Source organism: Pseudomonas sp. Irchel 3A7 (assembly GCF_900187565.1).
Lineage (GTDB): Bacteria > Pseudomonadota > Gammaproteobacteria > Pseudomonadales > Pseudomonadaceae > Aquipseudomonas.
In genome coordinates this window covers 163957-187142 of record NZ_FYED01000006.1, presented here as the reverse complement: position 1 = coordinate 187142, position 23186 = coordinate 163957, and the positions used below count along the sequence as shown (strand labels likewise).

Genomic DNA, 23186 nt, shown 5'->3' with positions numbered 1-23186 from the left:
CCAACCAATTCTTTGCCCCGCGCCCCATTCCGGTCGCGGGGCTTTTTTTTGAAAGCAATGTAAATCCCTGTGAGAGCGAGCCTGCTCGCGAAGACGCCGGCACATCCTGCATCGCTGGCGCTTGACCCACCGCTTTCGCGAGCAGGCTCGCTCCCACAGGGAACTGTTGTTGAAGTTGATTGTGGGCTCGACACACAACCAGTGTGGGAGCGAGCCCGCTTGCGAAGACGCCGGCACATCCTGCATCGCTGGCGATTGACCCACCGCTTTCGCGAGCAGGCTCGCTCCCACAGGGGACTGTTGTTGAAGTTGATTGCGGGCTCGACACACAACCAGTGTGAGAGCGAGCCTGCTCGCGAAGACGCCGGCACATCCTGCATCGCTGGCGGCCGACACACCGCTTTCGCGAGCAGGCTCGCTCCCACAGGGGACTGTTGTTGAAGTTGATTGTGGGCTCGACACACAACCAGTGTGGGAGCGACCCTGCTCGCGAAGACGCCGGCACATCCTGCATCGCTGGCGCTTGACCCACCGCTTTCGCGAGCAGGCTCGCTCCCACAGGGATCATTGGCGATCCTGGATATTACGGTTTTCCTGGACGGTCACCGTGGCGGTTGTACCGGCACGCAGTTTGTCTTTGCCGGCATAGTCCGCATCGATCTTGATCCGCACCGGCACACGCTGTGCCAGTTTCACCCAGGTGTAACTGGGGTTGATATTGGCCAGTAAACGCCCACCCGGCAGGTTTTCCCGGTCGGCGATGGCGAAGGCGATGCTTTGCACGGTGCCGCCGAAACGTTCGCCACTCATCAATTCGATGTCGACCCGGTCACCCTCTACGATTCGCGGCAGTTTGGTTTCTTCGAAATAGCCACTGACATAAAACGAGTCGCTGTCCACCAGCGCCACCAATGGACCACCCGCTGTCGCGTAGTCGCCCTGACGGGTCAGCAGATTGGTCACATACCCGCTAACCGGCGATTCGACCCGGGTGCGTTCAAGGTCGTGCTCAGCCTCGGCCAACGCGGCAATAGCCAGTTGCACGTTGGCCTGGGCAAATCCCAGGTTGGCCTGGTTGCGCAGCAAATCAGCCTGGGCCACCGACACCTCGGTGCTGGATTTCTCCCATTCTTCGCCAGAAATCGCCGAACGTTCCTTGAGGGTTCGCCGGCGGCGCTCTTCGCTTTGACGCTGACGCAGCAGCGCCTGGCTGGCGACAATGGCCGCTTCGGATTGCCCAAGCGAAGCTTTGGCCACTTCCACCGATCGCTTGGCATGGTCCACCGCCAGGGCGTAGCGCGAAGGATCGATTTCCAGCAGCAACTGGCCCTTCTCCACATGCTGGTTGTCGTGCACGCCGAGGTTGACGATGCGTCCGGCGACGTCGGCAGACAAGGTCACCACATCGGCACGCACCCGTGCATCCCGGGTCCAGGGGGCACGGGTGTAGTGCTCCCAGGCGAACCATCCGAGCACAAAAGCCAGCACCACCACCGCCAGGGTCGTGAGTTGAGCAAGGATCTTCTTCAAGGCATCAGGCTCCCATCACCAGAATCAACGTCGCGCACACGCAGGCGTACAACGCGCCTTCGAACAAGGCTTCATGCCAGACGAATTGCAGCACGCCCAGGCGCCGCAGGATCCAGTCCAGCAGCAGGAAAATCGGCAGGCCCAGCAGCAGCGCCTGGGCAATCGGCGGCAGGTAGACACCGCCTATTTCAAGATCAATGGGCAAGCGCCGGTACTCCTTGCGATGGGACAGGTTCAAAGTGACCACGATGGCGTTCCAGAAAGGACACCACGATCAACAACGCCACGCGCATGCGAAACACCGACCATAAGTGTTCATGGACGCTGGAGTGCAGTGCATCCAGCTCATCGCCCAAGGCGTGCAGGCTGTCGAGTACGTAATCGACTTCAATGCCGGGGCGACCGGCGATCAGCCGCCCGGTATCCCGAACGGTGTCGAACAACCGGGTTTGGGTTTGCGAACTCAGCAGCACATTGTTCTGCCCCTGCTGTCGGAGCTGGTTCAGGGCGATGCCCAGGGCCAGGCAGCCGAGACTGACTTCGAACAGGTCGCGCGATGGTTTGTCCTGGATGGCGGGCAACAACCCCAGCATCATGGTCAGGCGGTCGACCATGCGACTCTCGAAGGCAAACTGGTTTTCATCAGTGGCCGGGATTTTCTGCAAGGCATAGACCTGCTCGCAGTTTTCCTGATGCAATCGACGAATGCGCAGCGCAGGCCTGAAGGGGAAGATCAAGGCATACACACTCAACGCCAGCGCGGCGGCGCACGTGTAGGCACCGGCAAATTCGAACCACTGGATCGCGGTGTTCTGCCCCAGTCCGGTGTTCTGCGGACCCAATAGCAGAAAGGTCGACAGCCCGAGACCGATCCCGGTGCCGGTGGTGGGCGGGCTGGACAAGCCCACCGCGACGGCATACAGCAAAGGCGCCAGCAACAAGGCCAACAGTTCGAAACTGCTGATCATCGGCACCAGCGAAAACTGGAGCACCGCCGACACCACCAGTGCCAGCCCCAGGCCCCGGGCATAACTCTGGGCTGCCAGCAGCGGCCGGGGAAACGTCGCCATCAACGAGCAGAGGATCCCCGCCACGATCATCCCGCCCCGCGCGCCGTCCCAACCGGTTTCGATCCAGATCAGGCCCGCCACCATCAGCGCGCAGTAAGCACGGATGGCGTTCATTGCCGCCAGGGTGTAGTCCAGGTGCAACGGGTTCGCCTTGCCGCGAAACATGCTGCTGGCCTTGCGTCCACTCTGGATCGCATCGCTCAGTTCCAGGATGGTTTCAAGCTGTTGCAGCATCCGCGCCTGTTCCCAGCGCAATGACCATGACAGCGAGCGTAATGTGGCCTTCAGAGGCTCGATCAGTTGCTCCGAGCGGTAAGCCAGGGCATCGAAGCGTTGCTGCAAGGCGGCAAACCGGCGCCGCTGCTCATCAGGCAAGGCGCGTCCTTGCCGGGCCAGTTCATCGAGAAAGGCCAACTCTTCGCTGAGCAATTGCTGTATTTCAGCCGGGATCTCGCCTTCCCAGCGTTCAAGCAACAACTCGCGCTGGTGACGCAAGGCGGTGAGCCGCGCCGTCAGCAACAACAGTTGATTGCCGAGCAATTGCACCAGATCGTCGGCGCTGCGCAACCGCGGGGCGTCGTAATACAAATGCCGACGTACCCCCTCCAGCGCGCTGATCTGCCCGAGCAACTGCATTTGCCGACGGTGGAAGTCGGCCTCGCTTTCCTCGGTACGAATGACGGCGCCGGCATGGGTCGCCAGCAGCTTGATCACCTGATCGATCCTGGCGAAGTAATCCTTGGCCACGGCTTCCGGGCGCGCGGTCAGCAAACTGACGACACACACGCAGGCCACCGCCAGCAGCGTTTCGGTCACCCGAGTCACGGCCAGCAGGAAGGTGCCGTCCGGATCGGGCACCGCCAGCAGCCCTACCACCACCGCCGTGTAGCCGCTGAGCACAAAGGCCTGGGAACTGGTGTAGCGCAACAAGGTGCCACCGGCGGTACACAGCGCCAACCACAGCGACAACGTAATAAGGAAAGGCACCGGTGCCTGGGGGAATATCGCCATGATCACCACCGCCACGATCGCGCCCAGCGTGGTACCGATGACCTGACCGAAACTGCGGGCCAGGGTCATGCCGGCCAGGGGCTGGCTGACAATAACCACGGCCATGATCGACCATTTGGGCTGTTCGAGGTCGAAGATGAAAGCCAGGTACAGCGTCAACAGCCCGGCCGTGATGGTTCTCATGGCGAACAGCAACACCCCGGGGCCTGGGTGCAGGATTGCCTTGAAATACTGAAGCAACGGTTGCATGGGAAGGCTCGTGGACGGCTATCCAGCAAGCGTAGTCACTACCTGGATGCCTCGACAGGTTTTGGCGTTGACGACATCGGCGGGCAAACTCGGTGAATCACCGGCAAATTCACCCGACGTCAGATCAGGGGCTGCGGCGTCAACGTTTGACTCACAGCCCCTCCTGACCGAAGCTGCTCACTTTGCAAAAGCTTGCCAGCTCCCGGATTCCTGCATGCCCCAGTCCCGCCGCTACCTGCTCATCAGCCTCTGCGCCCTGCTCATCGTCGGCCTTGCGTGGTTTTCCCTACGCAGTACAACCCCTGTGGTGCCTGAGGCGATCAAGCGCGGCTACAGCGAAGCACTGGCCCAGGCCCGCGCCGGCCAGCCCGGCGCTGCGCGGGTGCTTTACCAGCAATTGGCCCGCCCGGACCTTTCGCCCAAGCGGCGCGTCTGGCTGCATGCCGAATTGCCCAACTACCCCAGCTCCGTGGCCTTGAAGCTGGCGGATGCGGACTTGCAACACGAAGTGCCTGAGGTTCGTATCGCAGCGATCAAGAGCATCAGCGGCTTGGTGCCCAGCGGCCAGCGCAGCCTGTTGCTCGGGCCATTGCTCGATGACAGCGAGCAAAGCGTGCGGCTGGCTGCCGTCAACGCATTGCTGGGGTTGTCGCCGGATGACCTTGGCTTGTACTTCGGGCCGCTGGAACAGGCCATCGATGCCTGGCAGCAGGTGCTCAAAAACACCCCGGAAAGCGCCGACACCCACTACCAGCTGGCTCGCCTGTATTTGCACAATGCCGAATTGAAAGAGGCACAACAGGAACTCGACCACACCTTGCGCCTTGCCCCCGACAACCTGCCGGCGCTGGTGATGCAGATCGAAGTACTCGATAGGCAGGGCCAAAGTGACGCGGCCCGCCAGCTATTGGCCAAACAGCTTAAAGCACAACCCGATTCGGCTTATCTGCAACACGCCCTGGGCCTGTGGTTGCTGCATCACGGTCAAAGCGAATTCGCCCTGCTCGGCCTGTCCAAGGCCGTCGAGCTTGAACCGGACAACAAGGATTACCGCTATGACCTGGCGACCACACTGCACGGCGAGCAGGAGCTGGAGGCCGCGCAAAAGCAGTTGCAGGAAATCGTCCAGCGCCACCCCAACGATCGCAAGGCCCGGGTATTGTTGATCAATTACTGGAAAGAAAGCGGACAGTTGCAGAACGTACAGATACTGCTGGCGCAACTGGAACAGCAAAATCCGGACGATCCGGCTCTCCAACAGGGGCTTTAAAGACTGTAGGAGCTCGCTCGCGATGGTGGTCAACGATGGCGCGGGATGCCTGACTCTCCGCGAAGCCCTCAGGTTTTTCGCGAGCAAGCTCGCTCCTACAGGTCAGTAAACACATCTCGGTACAAAAGGTTGAACGCTCGTCGCGACCAAAGGTCAAGTGAACAGGTAGCACGTTCAGGCACCTGACGCCTGCTGCCTCGCTTCCCCCTAGTCATGAGAGGGCATTCTTTGTCTACAGCCAACGAAATGATCAGCGTAAAAGCCGCCACCGGGATCGAAGGTCTGGATGACATTCTTGATGGTGGCCTGTCCCGTGGCCACGTGTTCCTGCTGGAAGGCGAACCCGGAACCGGCAAGACCACTGTCGCCCTGCACTTTCTGTTGGCCGGGGCCCAGGCTGGCGAGCGCTCGCTTTACATCACGTTGTCCGAAACCGAACGCGAACTGCGTCAGGGTGCCCGTTCCCATGGTTGGGAACTGGACCAGAACGTGTCCATTTTCGAACTGACGCCGCCGGAAAACCTGCTCAATGCCGAGCATCAGCAGACGCTGCTGTACTCCTCCGACCTCGAGTTGGGCGAAGCCACCAGGCAGATCTTCGAAGTGGTCGAACGGGTCAAACCCACCCGCGTGGTCCTCGACAGCCTGTCCGAGATTCGCTTGCTGGCGCAGAGCTCCCTGCGCTATCGCCGACAGATTCTCGCGATCAAGCACTACTTCGTGCGCTACGACGCCACCGTCCTGCTGCTGGACGACCTGACCACCGAATCCCTCGACAAAACCGTGCACAGCGTGGCCCATGGGGTGATTCGCCTGGAGGAGCTGACCCCCAATTACGGCGCCGAACGCCGACGCATCCGGGTGGTGAAGTACCGGGGCCAGAAATACCGCGGCGGTTTTCATGACTTCACCATCATGGGTGATGGCGTGCACGTGTTCCCGCGGCTGGTGGCGGCCGAACACCGCGGCGCCTACCTGCGTCAGCAGTTGACCAGCGGCATCCGGGAAATGGACGCCTTGCTCGGCGGCGGCATCGAGACCGGGTCCAGTACCCTGATCCTCGGCCCGGCCGGTACCGGCAAATCCCTGATTTCGATGATCTTCGCCGCCGCTGCCGTGGCCCGGGGCGAAAAAGCCGCGCTGTTCATTTTCGACGAAGAACTGGGCTTGTTGTTCGAGCGCATGAAGCCATTGGGCATCGACCTGCAGGCGCTGCAAGACACCGGCAATCTGCTGATCGAACAAGTGGATGCCGCCGAACTGTCCCCCGGCGAGTTTTCCCATCGGGTGCGTCGTTGCGTCGACGAGCGCGACATCAAGACGGTGGTGATCGACAGCATCAATGGCTATCAGGCCGCGATGCCGGAAGAAAACGCCTTGGTGCTGCACATGCACGAGTTGCTGCTGTACCTCAACCGCAAAGGCGCGGCGACGTTCATGACCGTCGCTCAACACGGTCTGGTCGGCGACATGCAGGCCCCGGTGGACATCACCTACCTGGCCGATACGGTCATCCTGCTGCGTTACTTCGAAGCGCTGGGCAAGGTGCGCCGGGCCATCTCTATCATCAAGAAGCGCACCGGCAGCCATGAGTCGACCATCCGTGAATACCGGATCAGCGTCAAAGGCATGACCATCGGTGAACCGCTGGAAGCTTTCCAGGGTGTACTGCGTGGGGTGCCGACTTACCATGGCGCGAGCATGCCCTTGCTCGGGGATGAACAGCCGTGATGCTCCAGGAAGCGACGTCCGAGCGCGCGATCATTCTCGCGCCACTGGGTCGCGACAGCCAGATTGCGCTGATGATGCTCAATGAAGCGGGTTTCGACGGGGTCATCAGCCGGGATCTGCGCGAGCTCTGCAACGAACTGGAGCAAGGTGCAGGCTTGCTGCTGGTGTCCTCGGAAGCCTTGCTGGGCCAGGATCTTGAACCGCTGCTCAGGCTGATCGAACAGCAACCTGCCTGGTCCGATCTGCCGATCGTCTTGCTGACTCACCATGGTGGCCCGGAACAGAACCCGGCCTCGCGTTTCGGCCCGCAACTGGGCAACGTCACGTTCCTTGAGCGCCCTTTTCATCCGGTCACCTTGATCAGCCTGGTGACCACCGCCTTGCGCGGCCGCCGACGACAGTACGAAGCCAGGGATCGGCTGGTCGATTTGAGCCAAAGCGAACTGCGATTGCAAAACACCCTGGAAACCCTGGAGCAGCAGGTTGAAGAGCGCACCGCACAGTTGCGTCATAACGAAGAAGTGCTGCGCCAGTCGCAGAAAATGGAGGCGGTCGGGCAACTCACCGGCGGTATCGCCCACGACTTCAATAACATGCTGACCGGCATCATCGGCAGCCTGGAATTACTGCGCCGGCGCCTGGCCCGGGGGCGCCTTGAGGATCTGGACAGCCTGATCGACCTCGGCGTGACCTCCGCCAACCGTGCGGCAGGCCTGACCCATCGCCTGCTGGCGTTTTCTCGTCGGCAGTCGCTGGATTCCAAACCCGTGCAGATGAATAACCTGGTGGTGTCCATGGGCGAGTTGTTGCAACGCAGTGTCGACGAAAGCATTCGCCTGGACATGCAGCTGAGCGAGCAACTGTGGGTGGCCGAGGCTGACCCGAATCAACTGGAAAGCGCCCTGCTCAATCTGGTGATCAACGCCCGGGACGCCATGCCCGATGGCGGCAACCTGGTGGTCAAGACTTCGAACCGGCATCTGGACGCGCAATTCACCCAACCTCACAGCAATCTTGATCCGGGCGATTACGTGGTACTCAGTGTGACCGATACCGGCTGTGGCATGCCGCAAAGCACCATCAACCGCGCCTTCGATCCCTTCTTCACCACCAAACCCATCGGTCAGGGCACGGGGCTGGGGTTATCGATGATCTACGGCTTCAGCAAACAGTCGCGCGGACACGTGGCCATTCAAAGTGAAGTGGGTAAAGGCACCACAGTGAGCCTGTACCTGCCGCGTTTCGGGGGTGAAGTGCCACGGGACCTTCCGGTTGAAAGCTCGCATCCGCTGTTTGCCAGCAACGGTGAAACGGTGTTGATCGTCGAGGACGATCCCGCGGTGCGGGTATTGGTCAGCACGGTGTTAAGCGAACTGGGCTATGCCTTTGTCGAGGCCGGCGATGCGGACAGCGCGATGCCGATCCTTGATTCCGGGCAACGTATCGATCTGATGATCAGCGATGTCGGGCTTCCTGGGATGAATGGCCGGCAACTGGCGGAAATCGGCCGGCAGCACCGGCCTGAACTCAAGGTGTTGTTTATCACCGGTTACGCCGAACACGCGGCCGTGCGCGGTGGTTTCCTCGATTCAGGCATGCAGATGATCACCAAGCCGTTCACCTTCGACCTGTTGACGGCGAAGGTGCGGGAGATGATAAGAATTTGATGCCCTGCCGGAAAATGTGGTCAATTGTGGGAGCGAGCCTGCTCGCGAAGACGGCGGCACATCCTGCATCATTGGCGATTGACCCACCGCTTTCGCGAGCAGGCTCGCTCCCACAAGGTTCATTACCAGGCTCACAGTCGTCAGGACAGCATGTCCTGCATGATTTCCTGCAACACATCCAGGTCGAACGGCTTGGCCAGGATGGGTGCTGTACGGGTGATCGGGCTGTCAGTTTCGCGGATTTCCTGCGGGTAGCCGCTGATGAAAATCACCTTGAGTTCCGGCCGCAGCTTCACGGCGGGTTCGGCGATCTGTACGCCGGAGATACCGCCCGGCAGCCGGAAGTCCGTGATCATCATGTCCAGGTGCGGCTTGCTGGCGAGGATTTCAAAGGCCTGTTCGCCGTTTTCCGCCTGCAATACCCGGTAACCCTCCCCCGACAGATAGGCCGACAGTACCATCAGAATCGAGGGGTCATCTTCGACGATCAGTACGACATCTTGTGCATCTTCACTCATGGGAAGCCTTTGTTCGGTCAATAGCTGCTGATACGACCGTGGGGTCGATCAGAGGTTGCGTTTATCGGGCTGTTTTCCTACAGCGGCAGACAAACGCGAAACAGGGCGCCTTCGCCAATCCGGCTTTCGACGGTAATGGTACCGCCATGGGCGGTGACAATCTGTTCGGAAATAAACAATCCCAGGCCCAGTCCGGCGACGGCATGCTTGGCCGACACCCGCTCGAACTGCTGGAAAATCCGTTGCTGGTTTTCTTCACTGATGCCGATCCCGAAATCACGGACCTCTACCCGGGCCTCAGCGTTGTCACTGTACACCTTCACGGTGATCGGGCTCTTGGCTCCGTATCGCAGGGCGTTGGTCAGCAGGTTGGAAATCACCTGCTCAATGCGGAACTCATCCCACTTGCCAATCACCGGTTGCTCGGCTTCAAGCGTCACGGAAGCCTCGGCGGCCTCGATCTGCTGGGAAAAATTCTGTAACAAACTACGAACCAACACCGACAGATCAAAGCAGGTCGGCCGGATCGACAGCTTGCCGGTGCGAATGCGCGACACATCGAGCATGTCTTCGATCAAGCGGATCAGGCTTTTGATCTGCCGTTCGTCGCGGTCGACCATGGCGTGCATTTTATCGAGGGTAAACGCGGCAGCGTTGTCCCGGGCCAGGTGCATCTTGCGCAACTGGGTTTCCAGGATCAGGCCATTGAGCGGTGTGCGCACTTCGTGGGCGACGATGGACATGAAGTCATCGCGCATGCGCACCGCCTGCTCCAATTCCCGTTGCGTGCTTTGCAACTGCGCCAGCAAAGCCTCTTGTTCGCGGCGACTCTGTTCCAGCGCTTCGACCTGCTGTTTCATGGCCTTGCTCTGGCGAAACAACTCGACAAACACATTGACCTTGCTCTTGACCGCATGAATGTCTAGCGGCTTGTGCAGGAAATCCACGGCACCGCTTTCATAACCCTTGAACGCGTAGTTCAGTTCACGGCCGGCGGCGCTGACGAACACGATCGGTATGTTTTTGGTCTTTTCCGTACCACGCATCAATTCGGCCAGTTCGAAGCCGTTCATGCCCGGCATCTGCACATCGAGAATGGCCATGGCGAATTCGTGTTGCAGCAGCAACGACAGGGCCTCGTCGGCCGACTGTGCTTTGAAAACGATACGATCTTCGCGCTTGATCAGCGCTTCAAGTGCCAACAGATTCTCCGGCAGATCGTCAACGATCAGCAGTTTGGCCTGGATATGACTTAGCATGCGATTCGTTCCAGCTCGACAAGCAGACGGCCGATGCCGCGGATAGAGAGAATATGGTCGGGCTGGTGAATATCCAGCGCGGCCTGGGGCATGGTCGCGACCTGGGCCTCGTCCGGGTCCTGCACGATTGTCAGGCCACCATGGCGCTTGACCTGCGTCATGCCGTGGGCGCCATCGCGGTTGGCACCAGTCAGCAACACCGCGGCCAGGGCCGGGCCGTAAGCGTCGGCGGCCGATTCGAACAGATAATCGATGGCGGGCCGCGAATAATGCACACGGTCCTCCAGGCTCAAGGAGAAACTGCGGTCCCGCTCCACCGACAAGTGATAACCGGGCGCTGCGAAATACAGTGTTCCGGCTTCGATCGGTGTCTTGTCACTGGCCTCCATGACCGGCAGGGCAACCCGCCGGGCGAAGACTTCCGCCAATTGACTGCGGCGCTCGTTCGGCAGATGCAGGACCACGATGATGGGCAGCGCGAAACCTTCCCGCAGCGGCCCGAGAATACTCAGCAGCGCCTCAACGCCACCGGCCGAGGCGCCGATCACGATCGCTTCTATAGAAGGCAAACCTGTTGCACCGTTCATGATTTTCGGTAGATCCGTTCTTGTTTGACCAGCGGCTCGAACTGATTGCCGAAGGCCGAAAAATCCGGGGTTTCCTTGCTGCCCAGCACCAGGAAGCCCCGGTGGCACAGGGACTCGTGAAACAGTCCGAATGCACGATCCTGGAGGCTTTTATTAAAATAAATCAATACGTTACGACATGAAATTAATTGAGTTTCTGAAAATACACTGTCCGTTGCCAGGCTGTGATCGGCGAAGGTCACGTTCTCACACAACGACTTGTCGAAAATCGCATAACCATAAGCCGCCGTGTAGTAGTCGGCGAACGAACGCTGGCCACCTGCCTGCTGGTAATTAGCAGTGTAGGCGCGGACATTCTCCATCGAGAAAATCCCTTGCTTGGCTTTTTCCAGCGAGCGCGGATTGATGTCGGTAGCGTAGATGATGGTGCGATCGAGCAGGCCTTCTTCGCGCAGCAGGATGGCCATCGAATAGACCTCTTCGCCGGTGCTGCAACCGGCGATCCAGACCTTGATCGATGGATAGGTCTTGAGCAGTGGCACGACCTCCCGGCGAATCGCCAGGAAGTGCGAAGGGTCGCGGAACATTTCGCTGACCGGAATCGTCAGCAACTGCAGCAACTGCATGAAGGCGGCGGGATCGTGCAGGACCTTTTCCTGCAAGGCCGAAATGGTATTGCACTCGAACTGGCTCAACGCGTGGGTCACCCGGCGCTTGATTGACGCGCCGGAGTAATCGCGAAAATCGTAGCTGTACTTGAGGTAGATCGCCTCGATCAGCAGCCGCAATTCGATCTCGCTATTTCGCTCCACTGAAAAATTGCCCTCCACTAGATACGTTCCATTTTCGGTAACCACACACGAATCAGCGAAAACAGCCGATCCAGGTCGATGGGCTTGGCCAGGTAGTCGTTGGCTCCCGCTTGCAGGCAACGCTCCTGATCGTCCTTCATGGCCTTGGCCGTCACCGCAATGATCGGCAGCTTGCGCCAGCGCGGGTCCTTGCGGATCTCGATAGTGGCTTCGAAACCATCCATCTCCGGCATCATCACGTCCATCAACACCAGGTCGATGTCTTCGACTTCATTCAATCGTGCAATCGCTTCACGTCCGTTTCGGCCGATGATCACCACGGCTCCCTTTTGCTCCAGCGCACTGGTGAGGGCGAAGATGTTGCGTACATCGTCGTCCACCAGCAGCACTTTGCGACCTTCGAAGACCTTGTCGCGACTGCGCGCGGTCTTGAGCATGGTCTGGCGTTCATGGGACAGCCGGGATTCGACTTTGTGCAGAAAGAGTGTCACCTCATCGAGCAAGCGCTCGGGCGAGCGTGCGCCCTTGATGATGATCGAACGTGAGTACTTGCGCAGTTCGGCCTCTTCGTCCCGGGTCAGGTTGCGCCCGGTGTAAACGATGACTGGCGGAAACGAGCAGATGTCCTCGGTGGACATCCGCTTGAGCAGGTCGCCGCCGAGCATGTCCGGCAACTTGAGGTCGATGATCATGCAGTCGAAGATTGTCGTGCGCAGCAGGTCCAGCGCCTCCTGGGCGTAACCGACTGCGGTGATCTCGATGTCATCGTCGCCGATCAGCCGTGAAATGCTGTCGCGCTGCAAATCATCGTCTTCCACCAGCAGCACGCGCTTGACCTTCTGGGTCAATTTCGCTTCCAGGCGCGCAAACACGTCCTTGAGTTCTTCACGGGTGGTCGGTTTGACCGCATAACCGACGGCGCCCATGTGCATCGCCGCTTCCACCCGATCTTCGACCGAAATCACATGCACCGGAATGTGCCGGGTTTCGGCGTGTTCCTTCAGGCGTTGCAGCACGGTCAGGCCGGAATGGTCCGGCAGGCGCATATCGAGCAGGATCGCATCGGGAACAAATTCCCGGGCCAGGTCGTAGCCTTCGTCCGCGCCGTGGGCCACCAGGCACTGATAACCCAATTCATGGGCAAGGTCGTAGAGGATGTGCGCAAAGTTTGGCTCGTCTTCCACCACCAGGATGCAGCGGGTAGTGAACGGCGCCTTGCCGCGGTCATCGTTGAAACGCGGGATATCGACTTCGGCGATCAATGGCTTGAGCGGTGCCGGCGCCGGATTCGGAACGTGCGCCAGCGGCCTGGTTTGCATCGGTTCAACGGGCTCGTCCCCCGGTTCAACGTATTGTTGGGGCAAGATCAGGGTAAAGGTGCTGCCCTGCCCCGGCGTACTGAACACACTGATGGAACCGCCCAGCAATGCTGCCAGGTCGCGGGAAATCGACAGGCCCAGACCGGTGCCGCCGTAACGGCGGTTGGTGGTGCCGTCGGCCTGGCGGAAGGCTTCGAAGATACTTACCTGCTGATCCTCGGCGATGCCGATCCCGGAATCGCGAATGATGAACGCAACACCGTCGTGCGGTGCCGAGGCCACGCTCAAGCTGACGTGCCCCTTATCGGTGAATTTCACCGCGTTGGACAACAGGTTCTTGATCACCTGCTCCAGACGCTGGCGATCAGTGAACATCATGGCCGGCGCCCCATCCTGCAACTCGACGTGGAACTGCAGTTGTTTGTCCGCCGCCAGTGGTTCAAACATCCCGCGCAAACCATCCACCAGACGTGCCACGCTGGTGTTCTCCGGGCGGATTTCCAGCTTGCCGGCCTCGACCTTGGAAATATCGAGGATGTCGTTGATCAGGTTGAGCAAGTCGTTGCCTGCGAAGTAGATCGACTCGGCAAACTTGACCTGTTCGGCGCTGAGGTTTTCCTGGGGGTTTTCCGCCAGCAACTTGGCGAGGATCAGCGAACTGTTCAGCGGCGTGCGCAGTTCGTGGGACATGTTGGCGAGAAATTCCGACTTGTATTTGCTCGAGCGCTGCAACTCCTCGGCGCGCTCTTCGAGCTGGGCCTGGGCCTGATTCAGTTCGGTATTCTTCAGGTCCATGGCGTCGCGTTGTTCGGCCAGAACTTCGGCCTGTTCGGCCAATTGTTCGTTGGTCTGCTCCAGCTCGACCTGCTGGGTTTCCAGGTGCGCCTGGGACTCCTTGAGAATCCGCGACTGCTCTTCGAGTTCTTCGTTGGCGGTCTTGAGTTCTTCCTGCTGAACTTGCAACTCTTCATTGAGTTGCTGGGTTTCAGCCAGCACTTCCTGCAAGCGCTGGCGATAGCGCGCGGCTTCGATGGAGGTGCCGATGTTGCCGGCAATCAGCTCGAGCAATTCGATGTCACGCTCGTCCGGCAGGCGCAGGAAACCCAGCTCGATGACCCCGTTGACCCGATCATCATCGCTGGTCGGCACCACCAGCACGCTGCGCGGCAGGCCTTCACCGAGACCGGAACTGACCTTGAAGTAGTTGCTCGGCACATCGTCCAGGCGAATCAGCCGCGCCTGTTGCGCCGCCTGGCCGACAATCCCTTCATCGCCGTAAATCTGTTGATCCCGCTCCTCTTGCTCGCGGGACAGGCCGTACGACGCCACGCGCGTGAGTCCGCCGTGCTCCTCACGCACGTAGATGGCCGCTACTGCGGTGCCCAGGTACTGCGCGCAAAACTGCAGAATGTTGCGTCCCAGCAAATTAAGGGACAGTTGGCCCAGCACTTGTTCGGCCAGTTCGGTCTGACCATTGCGCAGCCAGGCCTGGCGCTCCAGGCGCTCGGCGCTGGCCTGCTGCCTGGCAAGGTTGACGCCGTACTGCTCTGAAAGGCTCATCAGATCGCGGCGACCGATATAAGCCAGCAACCCGCTGATGGCAGCGATGAACAACAGATAAAGGGCAATGCTCCAGATCGTGGTGCGGCGTACTTCCTCGTTACGGGCGGCGCGCAGCTGTTGCTCCATGTCGATCACATCTTCGAACTGCTTGCGGATCTCATCGGTCAGGCGTTTGCCCTTTCCGGCCCGCACCGCGCTGCGGTAGTCACCGCTGGTGCGCTGCAAATCGATCATGGATTGCGCGTAGTCGGCCCACTCCACCTGCAAGGCTTGCAGGCGGTGCAGGCGGTCGGTCTGCACCGGATTGTCGGCGGTCAACTCCAGCAAGGTATTGAGCACGACCTCGATTCGCGGCTTGGCCGTTTCATAGGGTTCGAGAAACTTGTCGTCACCACTGAGCAGGAAACCGCGCATGCCGGTTTCCAGATCGACCGTCAGCTTGACCGCTTCATTGGCGTTATTGATCACCCGGTCCGTGTGCTCGACCCACTGGATCGTCGACAGCAGGTACGTGATCAGCGACACGAAAAAAACCGCACTGATGGCGCCGACGCCCAGCGGCAGGCTGATGTTGCGGCTCAGGAGTTTACGAAATCGTTGCTCATCAACCGAAGACACGGAGGTCATAGTCAAGCCTTGTTGAACGGGTGAAAAACAAGGAGTTTGCCCCAAAACCGACGCATCGATCCAACTTTCTCACGGGTTATGGCGCAAAGTCCTACATTCAGCTGCTACCGCACCAGAGGATGCGGTTATCCTTTCCACTATTCTTTTTATAGCGCGTTGGGAACTTGTCGGGATCCGCCACTTACTCATGCAATAGGGTCGGCGATTTCGATTGACCGGCAACCACCCAATTACCTCGAGACTTTCACTATGCCTGCCAACGCCTCCACCATTCTGGTTGTCGAAGACGACTCCATCGTGCGCATGCTGATTGTCGATGTGCTGGAGGAGCTGGAGTTCAAGGTGCTGGAGGCCGACGGCAGTGAGCAGGCTCTGGCATTGCTCAACGACCTGAATCGCCACATCGACCTGATGATGACCGACGTCGGGCTACCGATAATGGACGGGCGGGAACTGGCCAACGAGGCGCGTTCGCTGCGCCCCACGCTGCCGATCCTGTTTGCCAGCGGTTATGCCGAAAACATTGAGGTGCCTGCGGACATGCATGTGATCGGTAAACCGTTCTCCATTGATCAGTTGCGTGACAAGGTCAAAAGTATCCTCGACAAATCCTGATACCCGCCGTGGTTTAATCACTCCCCTTTTTCCCCTGCCCTTTGCCCGTTTCAAGGAATCCCCGTTCATGAGTCAGCCCCGCGCAACCAAAGTCCTGGTCATTGGTTACGTCTGGCCCGAGCCCCGCTCTTCCGCAGCAGGCGGGCATATGATGCAAATCCTCGAGAGCTTCCGGCAGCACAGCTGGGACATCACCTTCAGCAGTCCCGCACGCTCCGGCGAACACCGGGCAGACCTGGCAGCACTGGGCATTGACGAAGTACCGATCGAGCTGAACGACAGCAGTTTCGACACTTTTATCAGCGAGTTGGCCCCGGATGTGGTGTTGTTCGATCGCTTCATGATGGAAGAACAGTTCGGCTGGCGCGTTGAAAAATACTGCCCCGATGCGCTGCGGGTGCTTGAGACCTCGGACCTGCAAAGCCTGCGCGACGCCCGACACCAGCGGCTCAAGCAGCGTTTGAAGGCCAGCGATGATGCCAATGATTTCAGCGAACTGTTCGCACCGGCGTTGCGTGAAGAGTTTGAGTTCATGGCCGACACGGATCTGGCTAAACGGGAGATCGCGGCGATTTATCGTTGCGACTTGAACCTGATGATCTCCGAGGTGGAAATCGAATTGCTGGTCGAGCAATTCAAGTTGCCCCGGGATCTGTTGCACTGGTGTCCGTTGATGGTTGATCTGCCGAGTACGGCGCCCGTGCCATTCGAAGCGCGTGCGCACTTTCTGCATATCGGCAACTTCCGCCACGCCCCCAACTGGGATGCGGTGCTCTGGCTGAAAACCGCAATCTGGCCGCTGATCCGTGCGCAACTGCCCGGTGCTCAATTGCACATCTATGGCGCCTACACACCGCCCAAGGCGACTGCCCTGCACAACCCGGCCCAGGGTTTCCATGTGATGAACTGGGCGGAGGATGCGCTGCAGGTCATGTCGGCGGCACGGGTGTGTCTGGCGCCGCTGCGTTTCGGTGCCGGGGTCAAGGGCAAGATTGTCGATGCGATGCTCACTGGCACGCCCAATGTCACGACGCCGGTGGGTGCAGAGGCGATGCATGGCGAGGAACCATGGCCGGGGGCGGTGACCCGCACGGCCCGGGCATTCGCCGACAGTGCCGTGCAACTCCACCAGGACAAGCGCCGATGGCTGGATGCGCAGGCACAAGGACTGCAGCTGCTGGTCAATCGTTACCAGCAGCGTGTTCATGGTCCTGCCTTGATTGCCAGGATTGAGCATTGCCTGGAACATCTGCCGCCCATCAGACGGAATAACTTCACCGGCAGCATGCTGCGTCATCATCAGCACAAGAGTACGCAATACATGGCGCAATGGATCGAAGCGAAAAACCGTCTGTAGGAGCGAGCTCTGCTCGCGAAAAACGTCTGGACACCGCGATCATTCAGGCAGGGCGCGTTATCGTTGACGACCATCGCGAGCAGAGCTCGCTCCTACAGGGGGTGATCCGTCGATTGGCATGGCTGCCCCGAACGAGGCATGATCAGCGGGCGATAACAACAAAAGCGTCCCGATATGAACCGCACTGCCAAAGTGACCGACCCTTCCTATGAGCTGATGGACGACCACAACGGGTTGTCCATCATCTATCGCCAGCATGGCTTCCCCTGCCCCCTGGTGCGCTGGCATTTCCACAAGGAATACGAACTGCACCTGATCGTCGCCAGCTCCGGCAAGGTATTCATCGGCGACTACATCGGTAATTTCTACCCTGAAACCCTGTTCCTCACCGGCCCCAACCTGCCCCACAACTGGATCAGCCAGGTCGCCGAAGACGAGGTGGTGGCCAAGCGCGACATGTTGGTCAATTTCACCGACGAGTTGTTCGACAGCGGCTATCAGGTGTTCGCCGAGCTCAAGACCCTCGCGCCGTTGCTGGAGCGTGCGCAGTACGGCATCGAATTTCGCTGCAAGCAGACGATTCGCAAAGCCATGGAGCTGATGCAGCGCATTGCCGATACCACAGGAATGACCCGCCTCGGGCACTTTTTCATACTGCTGGAAGTGCTCGCGGCCTGCGACGATTACCAGTTGCTGTCCGGCGCGACCACGCCGCAACTGGCGGACGAGCACAACATCGACCGCACCAACCGGGCGGTGGATTACATCTTCGCTCACTACGCCCGGGACTTGACGCTGGAGGAAGTCGCCGAGCATCTGGGCATGAAGCCGACGTACTTCAGCCGGGTGTTCAAACAGGCCACCGGACGCTGCTTCATCGAGTTCGTCAATCGCCTGCGCATCAGCAAGTCCTGCGAGCTGCTGGCCGATGGCGACAAACCGGTGACCGATGTGTGCTTCGAATCAGGCTTCAACAACATTTCCAATTTCAACCGGCGCTTCCAGCAGCTCAAGGGCATGACCCCGTCGCACTATCGGCGGTTGGTGGTGCAGCGGCTGACCGAGCAGAACCTCACCTGAGCACACCCCTGTGGGAGCGAGCCTGCTCGCGAAAGCGATGTGTCAGGCGACAGGTTTTTTGACTGAAATACCGCATTCGCGAGCAGGCTCGCTCCCACAGGTTATGGCCTGTTTTCACAGCTGAAACCTGTACGTATCCGATACCGCCCCCTCGCTGAAAAGCCCTTCTCTACGTTAACCACCCCCAACCCCAGTGCAAAATAGTATCAATCCAAGTGCGAGGGATGATTTGTCTCGCCCTCAATTGAAGGCTGTAATCAGCGCACATTCTTCCTGCCGTCGGAAGACACAAAAACAATAACTGTCCTTCTGTATCCCGCCGGGTGCAGAAAAGGAGTGCACGATGCAACCTTCTGTAAAAGCTCTGCTAGCCCTCACCTGCATGACCCTCAGCAGCGTCAGCCTCGGCGCCCAGACCCTGACCATCGCCACCGTCAACAACAGCGATATGATCCGCATGCAGAAGCTCTCGAAAACCTTCGAGGCCGAGCATCCGCAGATCAAGCTCAATTGGGTGGTGCTCGAAGAAAACGTCTTGCGTCAGCGCCTGACCACCGACATCGCCACCCAGGGCGGGCAGTTCGACGTGCTGACCATCGGCATGTACGAAGCCGCACTCTGGGGCGCCAAGGGTTGGCTGGAACCGATGAAGGATCTGCCTGCCAGCTATGCCCTCGACGATGTGTTTCCCTCGGTGCGTGAAGGCTTGTCGGTGAAGGGTTCGCTGTATGCCCTGCCGTTCTATGCCGAAAGCTCGATCACCTATTACCGCACCGATCTGTTCAAGGACGCCGGCCTGACCATGCCCGAGCGCCCGACATGGACCCAGATCGGCGAATTCGCCAGCAAGCTCACCCACAAGGATAAAGAACAGTACGGCATCTGCCTGCGCGGCAAGGCCGGCTGGGGCGAGAACATGGCATTGATCACCACCGTCGCCAATGCTTACGGCGCACGCTGGTTCGACGAGCAGTGGAAACCGGAATTCAGCGGCCCCGAGTGGAAAAACGCGCTGAACTTCTACGTCGACACCATGAAACAATCCGGCCCTCCGGGTGCTTCGAGCAACGGTTTCAACGAAAACCTGGCGCTGTTCAACAGCGGCAAATGTGCGATATGGGTCGATGCCAGCGTCGCCGGCTCGTTCGTCACCGACAAGACCCAGAGCAAGGTCAGCGACCACGTCGGCTTCACCTTCGCGCCCGATGAAGCCACCGACAAAGGCTCGGCCTGGTTGTACTCCTGGGCACTGGCGATCCCGACCAGTTCCAAGGCCAAGGACGCGGCGAAAACCTTCAGCGCCTGGGCCACGTCCAAGGAGTACGGCGAACTGGTGGCCAAGACAGACGGCATCGCCAACGTACCGCCCGGTACCCGGGCCTCGACTTACAGCGAGGCCTACATGAATGCCGCGCCGTTCGCCAAAGTCACCCTGGAATCGCTCAAGGCGGCGGACCCGGGCAAGCCGAGCGCCAAACCCGTGCCGTACATCGGCATCCAGCTGGTGACCATCCCCGAATTCCAGGCTGTCGGCACCCAGGTCGGCAAACTGTTCTCGGCGGCATTGATCGGCCAGACCACGGTCGACCAGGCCCTGGCCGCCGCCCAGCAAACCACCGAACGCGAGATGAAGCGCGCGGGTTATCCCAAATAACAACAGTGCGGTGGTTGCGACTGTCCTGATTACCCGGACACCGCGTTGCCTCCATCGCGGGCAAGCCACGCTCCCACAGGTCCAATGACGTCATTGTGGGAGCGAGCCTGCTCGCGAAAGCGGTGGTCCAGTCGCAGAAGATGCATCGGCAGTCCCGGCCCCTTCGCGAGCAGGCTCGCTCCCACAGTGGTTCATTTGTCTGTTTCTTATCGGTGTTTACGCCATGAATACTTCAACTGCCAAAGCTCACATGGAACTCCCCCAACCGCTGCGTAAAAGCCGGTTGACCAACCCCGGCTGGTTTCTGGTCAGCCCTTCGGTGGCGTTGCTGCTGTTGTGGATGATCGTGCCGCTGGGCATGACTGTTTACTTCTCGATGATCCGCTACAACCTGCTCTACCCCGGCGAAAACGAATTCGTCGGGCTGGAGAACTTCACTTACTTCCTCACGGATTCGGGGTTCATGCCCGGTGCCACCAACACCTTGCTACTGGTGGGCAGCGTGCTGTTGATCAGCGTGGTGCTGGGGGTGTTGATCAGCGCGCTGCTGGAGGCCAGTGACTTTCTCTGTCGCGGCATTGTGCGGGTCTTGCTGATCTCGCCGTTCTTCATCATGCCCACCGTCGGCGCGCTGATCTGGAAAAACCTGATATTCCATCCGGTGTCGGGGATTCTCGCCTACGTCTGGAAGCTGTTCGGCGCGCAACCGGTGGACTGGCTGGCGCACTACCCGCTGCTGTCGATCATCATCATTGTCTCGTGGCAATGGCTGCCCTTCGCGATCCTGATCCTGATGACCGCCATGCAGTCCCTCGACCAGGAACAAAAGGAAGCCGCGCGCCTGGACGGTGCCGGACCGATCGCGATTTTCTGGCACCTGACCTTGCCACATCTGGCGCGGCCGATTGCGGTGGTGGTGATGATCGAAACCATCTTCCTGCTCTCGGTATTCGCCGAAATCTTCACCACCACCAACGGCGGCCCCGGCTACGCCTCGACCAACCTCGCCTACCTGATCTACAACCAGGCGCTGGTTCAGTTCGACGTCGGCATGGCATCTGCCGGCGGCTTGATTGCGGTGGTGATTGCCAACATCGCGGCCATCGTCCTGGTGCGGATGATCGGCAAAAACCTGACCGACAAAGCCTGAGGCCCGCGCCATGACCCTACAACAATCCCGCCGCCTGCAAAGCCTGCTGCTCGGCACCCTGGCCTGGGCCATCGCCATCCTGATCTTCTTCCCGATTTTCTGGATGGTACTGACCAGCTTCAAAACCGAAATCGACGCCTTCGCCACGCCACCGCAGTTCATCTTCACGCCAACGCTGGAGAACTACCTGCACATCAACGAGCGCAGCGACTACTTCAGCTTCGCCTGGAACTCGGTGGTGATCTCCTTCAGCGCCACGGCCCTGTGCCTGCTGATTGCGGTGCCGGCGGCCTACTCCATGGCGTTCTACGAAACCCAGCGCACCAAAGGCACACTGCTGTGGATGCTCTCCACCAAGATGCTGCCGCCGGTGGGCGTGTTGATGCCGATCTACCTGCTGGCCAAGAGTTTCGGCCTGCTCGACACACGCATCGCGCTGATCGTGATCTACACCCTGATCAACCTGCCGATCGTGGTCTGGATGATTTACACCTACTTCAAGGACATTCCCAAGGACATCCTCGAAGCCGCCCGCCTGGACGGCGCCACCCTGTGGCAGGAAATGCTCCGGGTACTGCTGCCGATCGCCAAGGGCGGCCTGGCGTCCACCGTGCTGCTGTCGCTGATCCTGTGCTGGAACGAAGCGTTCTGGTCGCTGAACCTGACCTCGTCGAAAGCCGCCCCACTGACCGCGTTGATCGCCTCGTATTCGAGCCCCGAAGGGTTGTTCTGGGCCAAGTTGTCGGCGGTCTCGACCCTGGCCTGTGCACCGATCCTGATCTTCGGCTGGATCAGCCAGAAACAACTGGTGCGTGGTCTGTCGTTTGGCGCCGTGAAATGAAGATCGATCCGATTCCTTGTGGGAGCGAGCCTGCTCACGAAAGCGGTGCGCCAGTCAATGTTGATGTCGACTGACACACCGCATTCGCGAGCAGGCTCGCTCCCACAGAAAAGCACGCCCGGCTCAACTGAATAAAAACAAGCGGAGGCCCATCACCATGGCCAACCTGAAAATCAAGAATCTGCAAAAAGGCTTCGAAGGCTTTTCCATCATCAAGGGCATCGACCTGGAAGTGAACGACAAGGAATTCGTGGTGTTCGTCGGCCCGTCGGGTTGCGGCAAATCCACCCTGTTGCGCCTGATCGCCGGCCTTGAGGAAGTCAGCGGCGGCACCATTGAACTCGACGGGCGTGACATCACCGAGGTCAGCCCGGCCAAACGCGACCTGGCGATGGTGTTCCAGACCTATGCCCTGTATCCGCACATGAGCGTGCGCAAGAACATGTCGTTCGCCCTCGATCTGGCTGGCGTGCCGAAAGCCGAAGTCGAGAAAAAAGTCGGCGAAGCGGCGCGCATCCTCGAGCTGGGGCCGATGCTGGAACGCAAGCCGAAACAGTTGTCCGGTGGCCAGCGCCAGCGCGTTGCGATTGGCCGGGCCATCGTGCGCAACCCGAAAATCTTCCTGTTCGATGAGCCGTTATCCAACCTCGACGCCGCCCTGCGGGTGCAGATGCGCCTGGAGCTGCTGCGCCTGCACAAAGAACTGCAAGCCACCATGATCTACGTGACCCACGACCAGGTCGAAGCCATGACCATGGCCGACAAGGTCGTGGTGCTCAATGGCGGCAAGATCGAGCAGGTCGGCTCGCCCCTGGACCTGTATCACCAGCCGGCCAACCTGTTTGTCGCAGGCTTTCTCGGCACACCGAAGATGGGTTTCCTCAAGGGCCAGGTCACCCGGGTCGACAGCCAGGGCTGCGAAGTGCAACTGGAGGCCGGCACCCGCATCAGCCTGCCGCTGAGCGGCGCCAACCTGAGCGTCGGCGGCGCCGTCACCCTGGGTATCCGCCCGGAACATCTGGAGTTGGCCAAGCCGGGCGACTGCACCTTGCAAGTCACCGCCGATGTCAGCGAACGCCTGGGCAGCGACACCTTCTGTCACGTGCGGACCGCTTCCGGCGAAGCCCTGACCCTGCGCGTTCGCGGTGACCTGGCCAGCCGCTACGGCGAAACCCTGAGCCTGCACCTGGATGCCGGCCACTGTCATTTATTCGATGCCAACGGCGTGGCGCTGACCCGCCCGTTGCGCGCTGCCGCCTGACTTATCGAGTGCTTG

General features: G+C 59.9%; 18 protein-coding genes and 1 pseudogene. 11 read left to right on the top strand and 8 right to left on the bottom strand.

Going from position 1 to position 23186, the window contains the following annotated elements; genetic code table 11:
- Positions 1-564 precede the first annotated feature (564 nt).
- Genes CKW21_RS12195 through CKW21_RS12185 form a run of 3 tightly spaced genes read right to left on the bottom strand, consistent with a single transcriptional unit; the run spans position 565 to position 3860 of the window.
- Positions 565-1530 carry an HlyD family secretion protein gene (locus CKW21_RS12195; protein WP_095194218.1) on the bottom strand — a complete coding sequence of 322 codons (966 nt, stop codon included), beginning with the start codon at positions 1528-1530 and terminating at the stop codon, positions 565-567.
- A gap of 4 nt (positions 1531-1534) precedes the next feature.
- Positions 1535-1735, bottom strand: a complete 201-nt coding sequence (locus CKW21_RS12190) for a DUF1656 domain-containing protein (RefSeq protein ID WP_095194217.1) — start codon at positions 1733-1735, stop codon at positions 1535-1537.
- Complete coding sequence (locus CKW21_RS12185; RefSeq protein ID WP_095194216.1) at positions 1725-3860, bottom strand: FUSC family protein; 2136 nt, start codon at positions 3858-3860, stop codon at positions 1725-1727. Before CKW21_RS12185 ends, CKW21_RS12190 begins: the two co-directional genes overlap by 11 nt.
- A 214-nt stretch (positions 3861-4074) precedes the next feature.
- Here CKW21_RS12185 and CKW21_RS12180 point away from each other — a divergent pair, with 214 nt between their 5' ends.
- From CKW21_RS12180 to CKW21_RS12170, 4 genes and pseudogenes are all read left to right on the top strand, one after another.
- Positions 4075-5130, top strand: coding sequence for a lipopolysaccharide assembly protein LapB (locus CKW21_RS12180; protein ID WP_095194215.1), 1056 nt, complete (start codon positions 4075-4077; stop codon positions 5128-5130).
- A 22-nt stretch (positions 5131-5152) separates the two neighbouring features.
- Positions 5153-5230 (top strand): annotated as a pseudogene (locus CKW21_RS31770) (outer membrane lipoprotein carrier protein LolA); the annotation flags it as partial.
- Between the two features lie 128 nt (positions 5231-5358).
- Positions 5359-6861, top strand: coding sequence for an ATPase domain-containing protein (locus CKW21_RS12175; protein WP_095194214.1), 1503 nt, complete (start codon positions 5359-5361; stop codon positions 6859-6861).
- Positions 6861-8528, top strand: coding sequence for a response regulator (locus CKW21_RS12170; protein ID WP_371917521.1), 1668 nt, complete (start codon positions 6861-6863; stop codon positions 8526-8528). The genes CKW21_RS12175 and CKW21_RS12170 overlap by 1 nt, the downstream gene beginning before the upstream one ends.
- Positions 8529-8668: 140 nt before the next feature.
- On the opposite strand, the gene CKW21_RS12165 is transcribed toward CKW21_RS12170, so the two are convergent.
- From CKW21_RS12165 to CKW21_RS12145, 5 genes are all read right to left on the bottom strand, one after another.
- Positions 8669-9046 carry a response regulator gene (locus CKW21_RS12165; protein ID WP_095194212.1) on the bottom strand — a complete coding sequence of 126 codons (378 nt, stop codon included), beginning with the start codon at positions 9044-9046 and terminating at the stop codon, positions 8669-8671.
- 77 nt (positions 9047-9123) lie between these two features.
- Positions 9124-10305, bottom strand: a complete 1182-nt coding sequence (locus CKW21_RS12160) for a hybrid sensor histidine kinase/response regulator (protein ID WP_095194211.1) — start codon at positions 10303-10305, stop codon at positions 9124-9126.
- Positions 10299-10892: a chemotaxis protein CheB gene (locus CKW21_RS12155; RefSeq protein ID WP_095194210.1), complete on the bottom strand. Its 594-nt coding sequence runs from the start codon at positions 10890-10892 to the stop codon at positions 10299-10301. The genes CKW21_RS12160 and CKW21_RS12155 overlap by 7 nt, the downstream gene beginning before the upstream one ends.
- A complete protein-coding gene (locus CKW21_RS12150; protein ID WP_095194209.1) occupies positions 10889-11722 on the bottom strand; it encodes a protein-glutamate O-methyltransferase CheR in 834 nt (277 codons plus the stop codon). The genes CKW21_RS12155 and CKW21_RS12150 overlap by 4 nt, the downstream gene beginning before the upstream one ends.
- On the bottom strand, positions 11722-15213 hold the full coding sequence (locus CKW21_RS12145; RefSeq protein WP_095194208.1) for a response regulator: 3492 nt from the start codon (positions 15211-15213) through the stop codon (positions 11722-11724). Before CKW21_RS12145 ends, CKW21_RS12150 begins: the two co-directional genes overlap by 1 nt.
- Positions 15214-15462: 249 nt before the next feature.
- Between CKW21_RS12145 and CKW21_RS12140 the strand changes: the two genes are divergently transcribed.
- The 7 genes from CKW21_RS12140 (at position 15463) to CKW21_RS12110 (ending at position 23171) form a co-directional block, all read left to right on the top strand.
- Entirely contained in the window at positions 15463-15828 is a 366-nt protein-coding gene (locus tag CKW21_RS12140) for a response regulator (protein ID WP_095194207.1), read from the top strand.
- Between the two features lie 67 nt (positions 15829-15895).
- Positions 15896-17185 (top strand): glycosyltransferase, encoded by a 1290-nt coding sequence (locus tag CKW21_RS12135; RefSeq protein ID WP_095194206.1) that lies wholly within the window; start codon positions 15896-15898, stop codon positions 17183-17185.
- A 174-nt stretch (positions 17186-17359) separates the two neighbouring features.
- Positions 17360-18265: an AraC family transcriptional regulator gene (locus CKW21_RS12130; protein ID WP_095194205.1), complete on the top strand. Its 906-nt coding sequence runs from the start codon at positions 17360-17362 to the stop codon at positions 18263-18265.
- A 343-nt stretch (positions 18266-18608) separates the two neighbouring features.
- Positions 18609-19919, top strand: a complete 1311-nt coding sequence (locus CKW21_RS12125) for a sugar ABC transporter substrate-binding protein (RefSeq protein ID WP_095194204.1) — start codon at positions 18609-18611, stop codon at positions 19917-19919.
- 250 nt (positions 19920-20169) lie between these two features.
- On the top strand, positions 20170-21069 hold the full coding sequence (locus tag CKW21_RS12120) for a carbohydrate ABC transporter permease (protein WP_256590212.1): 900 nt from the start codon (positions 20170-20172) through the stop codon (positions 21067-21069).
- A gap of 10 nt (positions 21070-21079) precedes the next feature.
- Entirely contained in the window at positions 21080-21910 is an 831-nt protein-coding gene (locus CKW21_RS12115; protein WP_095194202.1) for a carbohydrate ABC transporter permease, read from the top strand.
- Positions 21911-22067: 157 nt separating this feature from the next.
- The gene (locus CKW21_RS12110) at positions 22068-23171 is read left to right on the top strand and encodes an ABC transporter ATP-binding protein (protein ID WP_095194201.1); all 1104 of its coding nucleotides are present in this window, start codon (positions 22068-22070) and stop codon (positions 23169-23171) included.
- Positions 23172-23186 lie beyond the last annotated feature (15 nt).

Coding starts and splice junctions, on each gene's coding strand:
- CKW21_RS12185 (WP_095194216.1), bottom strand. CDS start 3,860: ATGCAACCGTTGCTTCAGTATTTCAAGGCAATCCTGCACCCAGGCCCC.
- CKW21_RS12180 (WP_095194215.1), top strand. CDS start 4,075: ATGCCCCAGTCCCGCCGCTACCTGCTCATCAGCCTCTGCGCCCTGCTC.
- CKW21_RS12170 (WP_371917521.1), top strand. CDS start 6,861: ATGCTCCAGGAAGCGACGTCCGAGCGCGCGATCATTCTCGCGCCACTG.
- CKW21_RS12165 (WP_095194212.1), bottom strand. CDS start 9,046: ATGAGTGAAGATGCACAAGATGTCGTACTGATCGTCGAAGATGACCCC.
- CKW21_RS12160 (WP_095194211.1), bottom strand. CDS start 10,305: ATGCTAAGTCATATCCAGGCCAAACTGCTGATCGTTGACGATCTGCCG.
- CKW21_RS12155 (WP_095194210.1), bottom strand. CDS start 10,892: ATGAACGGTGCAACAGGTTTGCCTTCTATAGAAGCGATCGTGATCGGC.
- CKW21_RS12145 (WP_095194208.1), bottom strand. CDS start 15,213: ATGACCTCCGTGTCTTCGGTTGATGAGCAACGATTTCGTAAACTCCTG.
- CKW21_RS12140 (WP_095194207.1), top strand. CDS start 15,463: ATGCCTGCCAACGCCTCCACCATTCTGGTTGTCGAAGACGACTCCATC.
- CKW21_RS12135 (WP_095194206.1), top strand. CDS start 15,896: ATGAGTCAGCCCCGCGCAACCAAAGTCCTGGTCATTGGTTACGTCTGG.
- CKW21_RS12130 (WP_095194205.1), top strand. CDS start 17,360: ATGAACCGCACTGCCAAAGTGACCGACCCTTCCTATGAGCTGATGGAC.
- CKW21_RS12125 (WP_095194204.1), top strand. CDS start 18,609: ATGCAACCTTCTGTAAAAGCTCTGCTAGCCCTCACCTGCATGACCCTC.
- CKW21_RS12120 (WP_256590212.1), top strand. CDS start 20,170: ATGGAACTCCCCCAACCGCTGCGTAAAAGCCGGTTGACCAACCCCGGC.
- CKW21_RS12115 (WP_095194202.1), top strand. CDS start 21,080: ATGACCCTACAACAATCCCGCCGCCTGCAAAGCCTGCTGCTCGGCACC.
- CKW21_RS12110 (WP_095194201.1), top strand. CDS start 22,068: ATGGCCAACCTGAAAATCAAGAATCTGCAAAAAGGCTTCGAAGGCTTT.